We start from the raw sequence: 8,477 nt of genomic DNA on the forward strand, positions 1-8,477 counted from the left end.
GGCATCGTCGCCGCAGGACTGAGAGGAGACCCCCTATGTCTCAGGGAGTCACGACGTCCCTGCGTGGACTCACCAGGGAAGAGCTCAACAAGGCGGTGGCCGAGACGCCGCCTTCGGGCAAGCACCGCGGCGTCATCGCCATCGCCGCCGTGGCCACGCTCGGCTCACTGCTCTTCGGCTACGACACCGGCGTCATCTCCGGCGCCCTGCCGTACATGTACATGCCCTTCGACGCCAAGGGCCTCCAGCTGACCTCCTTCGAGGAGGGCGCCATCGGCGGCACCCTGCTAGTCGGCGCGGCGCTGGGCGCGCTGCTGGGCGGACTCATGTCGGACCGCTGGGGCCGGCGCCACAACATCACCTTCCTGGCCTTCCTGTTCTTCGCCGGCGCACTCGGCACCACATTCGCCCCCAACGTCTGGGTCATGTACCCCTTCCGCGTCGTCCTGGGCTTCGCCGTCGGCGCCGCCTCAGCGACGGTCCCCGTCTACCTGGCGGAGACGGCACCCAAACGCATCCGTGGCTCCATCGTGGCCATCGACCAGCTCATGATCGTCACCGGCCAGCTGCTCGCCTTCTCGATGAACGCCATCATCAACTCCCTCCAGGGCGGCCCGAAGATCACCATCGCCGAGGACCCCAGCGGGCACTTCACCCCGGGCCAGTATGTCTTCGACGAGATCGCCAAGCTCCAGTCCTCCAAGGGCGGCCCGATGAACGCCGAGCAGTACCACGCCTTCCTCGACCAGCTCAGCATCAGCGCCGGTAACGGCGAGGCCTGGCGCTACATGCTGGTCCTGTGCTCCATCCCGGCAGTGGCCCTGTGGATCGGCATCCGCCTCATGCCCGAGTCCTCGCGCTGGTACCTGGCCAAGGAGCGCCTCTACGACGCCATCGGCGCCCTCAAGCGCGTGCGCGTCCCGGAGAAGGACGGCTCCATCGAGGACGAGATCATGGAGATGGTCGAGGCCCGCCAGCACGAGAAGGACGAGGAGACCCAGCGCAAGGGCTTCAGCCACGTCATGGCCACGCCCTGGCTGCGCAAGCTGTTGCTGGTCGGCATCTTCCTGGCCGTGGTCAACCAGACCACCGGCGTCAACACCGTCATGTACTACGCCCCCAAGGTGCTGGAGTACGCCGGCATGTCCACCTCGGCATCCATCACCGCACAGGTGGCCAACGGCGTCATGTCGGTCATCGGCTCCGCCATCGGCATCTGGCTCATCCTGAAGTTCCGGCGCCGCCAGGTCCTCATCGGCGATGTCATCGGCGTGGGCATCACTCTGCTGGGCATCGCGGCGACCTTCCAGTTCTTCATCGCCCCGCACATGGCCAACCACACCACTCCGCCCACCTGGGCCGCCTACCTCATCCTGGGGCTCATGTCCGTCTTCATGCTCATCGTGCAGTCCTCCAACGGCACGATCGTGTGGACGATGATGGGTGAGATCTTCCCGGCCAACGTCCGCGGCATCATGAACGGCACGGCGATCTTCTGCATGTGGACCGCCAACGCCATCATCACCTGGACCTTCCCGCCCATGATGGAGACCCTGGGCGGCGGCATCACCTACACCATCTACGGCGTGCTCAACCTGGTCGTCGCCGTCGTCCTGTTCAAGATCATGCCGGAGACCAAGGACAAGTCCCTGGAGGAGATCGAGGTCGAGATGGAGAAGCTCTACTCCTGACCCACCCCCAGCACACGCGCTCCCGGGAGGACCCGAAAAGGGCTTGTCAGGACAAAGTCCTGTTGCTAGGTTCGAGGCACGGGCCCACCGCCCGGCACCGACGCCGGCACCCTCCTCCCGGGAGCGCACTACTGGCGGCCCCGAGCCGACGGCGCAGCAGCCGCCCGCGCCTCACCGCCACCTCACCGCACGCACCCACTGACCACCGCCCATCACCACCCGAGCGAGAACACGGAGCAACGATGTCCTTCACCCTCGACCCTGCAACCGCCATCTCCGACCCCCACGGCATCTCCTGGGGCATGCACCCGATCACCTGGCGCAATGACGACATCCCCGAGGTCGGCGCCTTCAACACCCTGGAGGACATGCTCCTGGACCTGGCCGACACCGGCTACGCGGGCACCGAGTGCGCCGGCTTCTTCCCGCCCAAGGAGGAGGTCAAGGCCGCCGCTGAGGCCCGCGGTATCAAGATCGTCGCCCAGTGGTTCTCCTCCTTCATCCTGCGCGACGGCGTCGAGGCCGTCATCCCTGACTTCGAGGCCACCTGCGCCTACCTGGAGTACCTGGGCGCCACCCGCGTCGTCGTCTCCGAGCAGACCGGCTCGGTCCAGGGCATCCGCGACGTCTGCATCTTCACCAACAAGCCGGTGCTCACCGAGGAGCAGTGGCCGGTGCTGGCCGAGGGCCTCAACCGTCTGGGCGACGTCGCCCACGCCCACGGCCTGGAGCTCGTCTACCACCACCACCTGGGCACGGTCATCCAGACCAAGGAGGAGACCATCCGCCTCATGGAGCTGACCGACCCGGCCAAGGTCTCCCTCCTGTTCGACACCGGCCACGCCTACGTGGGTGACGGCGACGTCATGGGTCTGCTGGAGGCCACCATCGACCGCGTCAAGCACGTCCACTTCAAGGACGTGCGTCCCGAGAAGATGGAGGAGTCCAAGGCTGCCGAGCGCTCCTTCCTCGACTCCTTCCTGGCCGGCATGTTCACCGTCCCCGGCGACGGCACGATCGACTTCACCGTCCCCTACAAGTTCCTCGTGGACCACGGCTACTCCGAGTGGATCCTGGTGGAGGCCGAGCAGGACCCGGCCATCGCCAACCCCCTGGAGTACGCCCGCAAGGCACGCGCCTACCTTGAGGGAACCCTCTTCAAGGCCTGAGACGTCGCGGGGTTCGCGCGGACTCCCCCTCCGAGCGGGCCCCACCGGCTGACGTCTCACCTCGACGCTCCCGACCAGTGATGGTTGGGAGCGTCGTCGTTCCCGGGCCATTGAGGAGCACGCCGGGGCGAGCCGCCCGCCCCGCCGGGCCCGACGACGATCACCCTTCACTCACCCTTCGCTCAGGCACACCGGCGGGTTTATTCTGGAAAGGGCACTCTTGACCGCGATGACGCACAGGAGGAAGGGACATGTCCTCAATGCAGGTTTCAGGCACAGTGAGTGGGTTCTTCTCCGATGTCCGCCGCTGGGAGCGCACGGATCACCACCTCACCTGGAGCGACGCCCTGCTGGTCGCCTACTGCGTCCTCTTCTGGGTCGTCGCGGTCCAGGGAATGATTGACCACCTCCTCCATGACGACTCGCCCGCCTCGAGCGCACTTGTCTGCGGCATCACCGGGATCACGGCCTGGGCGGCCTTGCCCCCGCTGCAGCTCATCACCCCTTGGCCGGCTGCCAGACGGACGCTGCGAGCCACGGTCTCGATCCTCTCGATCGGCGCAGGAGCAGCCGCTCTCGGCCTGCTTCATGGGATCGGACTGACGACCCAGCGCACTGCTCTTTGGGACCACCTGCTCAGTGCAACCCTGCCCGCAACGGCACTCATCTTCCTGGGTGTCTCCGGGATCGTCACGCTGCTGCGCACCGCTGCGGCGCCCCGTTGACGCAGCCCCGGCAGCACTTACGCAAGCCACCGTCGACGGCGAGGACCCCATCGGTCCTCGCCGTCGACGGCCATGCATTAGTCTGGACAAAGTTCAGACCAGACTCCGACTCTTCTCACCGCTGAGAGGTCCCGTGCTCCCCACCTTGACCACCACCGCCTGGATCCTGCTCGTGGTCGTGGCGGCCCTGTGCGGTATCGCCAAGACCGCCCTGCCCGGGGCTGCCACCATCGCCGTGGCCCTGTGCACCGCGGCGTTGCCGGCCAAGGAGTCCACCGGCGCCATCTTGCTCATGCTCATGACCGGCGACCTGCTGGCCGTGTGGAGCTATCGCGGCGACGCGGACTTCCGTATGCTGCGCAGGCTCGTCCCGGCGGTGCTGGCCGGTGTCGGCGCCGGCGCCCTGTTCCTGCACCTGGCCTCCAACGACTCCACTCGCCGCCTCATCGGCGCCATCCTGCTGATCCTGGTCGCCGTCACGCTGTACCAGCGCCGCTCGGCCACCAGGAACAGGCCCGACGACGCACCTGAGGCCGTCCTCCCGCCCCCGGCCGGCAGCCGCCTGGCCCGACTGGTCTACGGCAGCCTGGCCGGCTTCACCACGATGGTCGCCAACGCCGGCGGACCGGTGACCTCCATGTACTTCCTGGCCTGCCGCTATCCGGTCAAGGCCTTCCTGGGAACGACGGCCTGGTTCTTCTTCCTGGTCAACCTGGTCAAGCTGCCCTTCTCCGTCTCAGCCGGCCTGGTCAACCCCACGACCCTGTCGCTGGCGGCGATCGCCGCCCCGGCTGTCATCGCCTCGGCCCTGGCCGGTCGACGCCTCGCAGAGCACATGGATCAGCGGGTCTTCGAGCCGATCATCGTCACTCTAACCGTCATCTCCGCGCTGCCCCTGCTGCGCTAGCCCGGTCCGGATGCCAGGCCGCGTCCAGCACGCAGCCGAGCACCCCCCTATTTCTCCGGCCCACAAAACAGGCTCCCACCAGCGGTTATTTCCCTCAAACACGCCTGTCTGACATCACATCGCCAGCCCATGGCGGAGCGTTGACGCGATTTATCCTGACCGTTACCGTATTCATCAGTATGAAGAGTACGGCCAGTATTGATTATGTTGACGTTTCGCCCGGCGAGGTGGCCGGCGACGACGTCGACGCTGTCGCAGCCCTGGCCGCCTCCCCCGACCCCCAGGACGAGGCGGCAGCCCCCTTCCTGGTCAGCGCCGATATCCATGCCGTCATGCTGGGACTGTGGGCCTCGGGCCTCAGGTGCGTCATCGTCTACGCCCTGGCTCCCGTCATCGGCGCCGCGGGCCCCCTGGCCGTCGGCGCCGCCCTGGTCATCCAGGTCGCCGGCACCGCAATCAGCGTCAGTGGCGCCTGTTCCCTGTGGCGGCGGCGCGAGCACGGCTACTTCGTCTACGCCCTCATTGCGGTCCTGACCTGCCTGTGCGCCGTTGCCGCCCTGCTGGCCCCCGCCGGGTCCTAGCCCTCCCCGGTGAAAACTGCCATGGATCCCTCGGTCGCCCCCCTCCCCTCCCCACCCTCCCGCACCCGCCGGGCGATGGCCCACGTGCGCCGCTGGCTGTCGGCGGCGGCCGCCCTCGGGATGCTCATCATCACTGTCAGCGGCATGCTCCTGCCCCACCAGGGGGAGATCCTGCGCGCATTGAACCCGACCGTCTCCACCCACGACGCCGGCTCCGGTCAGGACTCCTTGCCTCAGGCGGTCGAGACGATCAAGAACGCCCATCCCGACGAGCCCGTCCTGTCGGCAAGGTGGGACACCGACGTCGTCGAGGTGCGGACCGAACAGGCCACCTACGCTATCGAACCCTCCACCGGGCACGAGACCAGCAGGGCCACGGCGAACCCGGCCTGGGTCTCCGTCCTGGACAACCTGCACCGTTGTCTGCTGTCCTGCCGGGGGCCCGGCCACGTGAGCTGGATGTCCCAGGAGATCCCCCACACCGGTTGGCGTGACGGTCACCGGGGCCTGACCGTCGGGGGGCTGGTCGTCGCCACCCTGGGAGTGGTCCTCGCGGTCCTGACCGTCAGTGGGCTGCGCACGTGGTGGCCGCTGCAGCGCCATCGACGCACTGCCCTGTCCGCCCGCCGGCGCACCCAGAGCCTCTCCCGGGACACCGACCTGCTCAAGGCGGCCGGACTGGTCCTCCTCCCCCTGCTGTTCCTGTGGGGCTACTACGCCAGCGCGTTCAGCATCCGCCCCACCCAACCGGCCGCACCGGCCTCCATGACCGCTCACCAGTCCCCGGCGGGATCAACCAGCACGGGCCAGACCCAGGACATCGGGCCTCATCGCGCCGTCGCCGCCGCGCAGGAGGCCGGCGGCGGACAGGCGGTCGCCCTGTTCCTGCCTCAACCCAGCGACCCGTCGTCGACGTACACGGTCTGGGTCGCTCACGGAGAAGGACTCGCCCCGGGGCAGTCCCCCGACGACGTCGCGGTGAGCATCGCAGTGAACGTCGACCCCGGGACCGGGCGAACTGCGATCCCCTCCACACCCGGCCACCGGCCGACCACTCGGGCGGACTAGCACCTATGACACCTATGCCGACACCTGAGTATGTGCCCGTTCCCACATCACAAGACGGGCGGAGATCGGGCCTTTGGTCGCAGACGACCCGCAGGTGGGGGCACAATCGGACCCGTACGGCACCGGAATGAGCCGGCGCCCCTGACTCCAAGACAACGCGAGAAGGACCTAACGTGGCGCGCAGTATCTACATCGCCTCACCCAACGCCGGAACCGGGAAGTCAACGGTGGCCCTCGGGCTGGTCTCCTGTCTGACCAAGGTGGTCGCCAAGGTCGGCGTCTTCCGCCCCTTCGTGGAGAGCCGTGAGGGCGATGCCTTCCTCAGCCTCCTGCTGAACCGTGCCGGCTCCACCACTCCCCCCGAGCAGTGCGTCGGCGCGACCTGGGACGAGTTCCACGCCGACCCCGAGGAGGCCCTGGCACGCATCGTCGACGCCTACCGGGCCATGGCGCGCGAGCACGACGTCGTCATCATCGACGGCTCGGACTTCACCGACGTCGCCGGCAACCCCGAGCTGGCCCTCAACGCCCGGGTGGCCGCCAACATCGGCGTCCCGGTGCTGCTGGTGGTCTCCGGGCAGAATGACGTGGAGGACGTCGTCGCCTCCGTGGAGGTCTCCATGGCCGAGATCGCCGACAACCACGCCCGCACCGTCGCGGTCGTGGCCAACAAGTGCCTGCCCGAGACCCGCCAGGCCGTCGGCGAGGCACTGACCGCCATCGAGGGCATCACCTCCACCACGCTGCCCGAGGTGCCGCTGCTGGCGGCCCCGGTGGTGCGCGAGGTGCTCGACGCCGTCGAGGGCACTCTCATCGCCGGTGACGAGACGCTGCTCGACCGCGAGGCCGAGTCCGTCCTCGTGTGCGCCATGGACGTCTCCCACGTCCTGGAGCGCCTGACCGCGGGACAGCTCGCCATCGTCCCGGCCGACCGCTCCGCCATGCTCATCTCCCTCATGGCGGCCCAGGCCTCCTCGAGCTTCCCGATCCTGTCGGGTCTCATCCTCAACGGCGGCTTCGAGGTGGCGCCCCACGCGCTGCGCCTCCTGGAGGGGCTGGACGTCAACATCCCGGTCATCACCTCCCCGCTGGACACCTTCGCCGCCGCCTCCGCAGCCGGCTCCCTGCAGGGCCTGCTCGCCCACGGCTCCGAGCGCAAGATCGACGTCGCCGTGACCACCTTCGAGCAGGAGGCCGATGTCGAGGCCCTCCTGTCGGCCCTGGAGGTCGAGCCCTCCGAAGTCGTCACCCCCATCATGTTCCAGGCCGAGCTGGTGGAGCGCTCGCGCACCAACCGCAAGACCATCGTCCTGCCCGAGCCCGACGACGACCGGGTCCTGCGCGCCGCCGACGCCATCCTGCGCCGCGGCATCGCCGACCTGGTGCTGCTGGGTGACGAGACCACGGTGCGGGCCCGCGCCACCGAGCTGGGCCTGGACATCGCCGCCGCCCGAGTCGTCGCCACCAACGACCCCGAGCTGCTGGAGAAGTACGCCGAGGAGTTCGCCCGCCTGCGCGCCAAGAAGGGCGTCACCCTCGAGCAGGCCCGCGAGAAGGTCCAGGACGTGTCCTACTTCGGCACGATGATGGTCCACATGGGAGACGCCGACGGCATGGTCTCGGGCGCCGCCCACACCACCGCCCACACGATCGTCCCCTCCTTCCAGATCATCAAGACCAAGCCGGGGACCTCCATCGTCTCCTCGGTCTTCCTCATGCTCCTGCAGGACCGGGTGCTCGTCTATGGCGACTGCGCCGTCAACCCCGAGCCCAACGCCGCCGAGCTGGCCGACATCGCCATCTCCTCGGCCGCCACCGCCCGCCAGTTCGGCGTCGAGCCGCGCGTGGCGATGCTGTCCTTCTCCACCGGGACCTCCGGCAAGGGCGCGGACGTGGACAAGGTCCGTGAGGCCACCGAGCTGGTGCGGGCCAAGGAGCCCGACCTCGCCGTCGAGGGCCCCATCCAGTATGACGCCGCCATCGACCCGACCGTGGCCGCCAAGAAGGCCCCGGACTCGCTCGTGGCCGGACGGGCCAACGTCTTCATCTTCCCGGACCTGTCCAGCGGCAACATCGGCTACAAGGCGGTCCAGCGCTCCTCGGGCGCCATCGCCATCGGCCCGGTCCTCCAGGGCCTCAACAAGCCGGTCAACGACCTCTCGCGCGGCGCCCTGGTGGAGGACATCATCAACACCGTCGCCATCACCGCCGTCCAGGCCCAGGGCTGAGCCCTTCAGCGGCGTGGGGGGGGGGGGGGGGGGGGTCCCCCCCCCCCCTCCCCCCCCCCTCCCCCCCCCCTCCCCACCCCCCCCCCCTCCCCCCCCCCCCACTCCCCC

7 protein-coding genes are annotated in these 8,477 nt (G+C 68.7%); all 7 read left to right on the forward strand.

From position 1 onward, the window contains the following. Positions 1-35 precede the first annotated feature (35 nt). The 7 genes from AB7V09_RS12610 to pta all read left to right on the forward strand — a co-directional run bounded on the left by AB7V09_RS12610 (position 36) and on the right by pta (position 8,369). Positions 36-1,691 (forward strand): MFS transporter, encoded by a 1,656-nt coding sequence (locus AB7V09_RS12610; RefSeq protein WP_279012228.1) that lies wholly within the window; start codon positions 36-38, stop codon positions 1,689-1,691. Between the two features lie 242 nt (positions 1,692-1,933). Beyond that, positions 1,934-2,860 (forward strand): myo-inosose-2 dehydratase, encoded by a 927-nt coding sequence (gene iolE, locus AB7V09_RS12615; RefSeq protein ID WP_070512180.1) that lies wholly within the window; start codon positions 1,934-1,936, stop codon positions 2,858-2,860. 251 nt (positions 2,861-3,111) lie between these two features. Then, positions 3,112-3,585, forward strand: coding sequence for a pre-mRNA-splicing factor (locus tag AB7V09_RS12620; RefSeq protein ID WP_419143967.1), 474 nt, complete (start codon positions 3,112-3,114; stop codon positions 3,583-3,585). A 133-nt stretch (positions 3,586-3,718) separates the two neighbouring features. Next, complete coding sequence (locus tag AB7V09_RS12625) at positions 3,719-4,492, forward strand: sulfite exporter TauE/SafE family protein (protein ID WP_419143968.1); 774 nt, start codon at positions 3,719-3,721, stop codon at positions 4,490-4,492. A gap of 179 nt (positions 4,493-4,671) precedes the next feature. Beyond that, a complete protein-coding gene (locus tag AB7V09_RS12630) occupies positions 4,672-5,073 on the forward strand; it encodes a hypothetical protein (RefSeq protein WP_419143969.1) in 402 nt (133 codons plus the stop codon). Positions 5,074-5,094: 21 nt separating this feature from the next. After that, positions 5,095-6,141: a PepSY domain-containing protein gene (locus tag AB7V09_RS12635; protein ID WP_419143970.1), complete on the forward strand. Its 1,047-nt coding sequence runs from the start codon at positions 5,095-5,097 to the stop codon at positions 6,139-6,141. A gap of 173 nt (positions 6,142-6,314) precedes the next feature. Beyond that, positions 6,315-8,369 (forward strand): phosphate acetyltransferase, encoded by a 2,055-nt coding sequence (pta, locus tag AB7V09_RS12640; RefSeq protein WP_009405611.1) that lies wholly within the window; start codon positions 6,315-6,317, stop codon positions 8,367-8,369. The last annotated feature ends 108 nt before the right edge of the window (positions 8,370-8,477 follow it).

Origin of the sequence: Actinomyces sp. SKVG-SVH-4(1), from assembly GCF_048514265.1 — a bacterium.
In the GTDB taxonomy this organism is placed as follows: domain Bacteria; phylum Actinomycetota; class Actinomycetes; order Actinomycetales; family Actinomycetaceae; genus Actinomyces; species Actinomyces oris.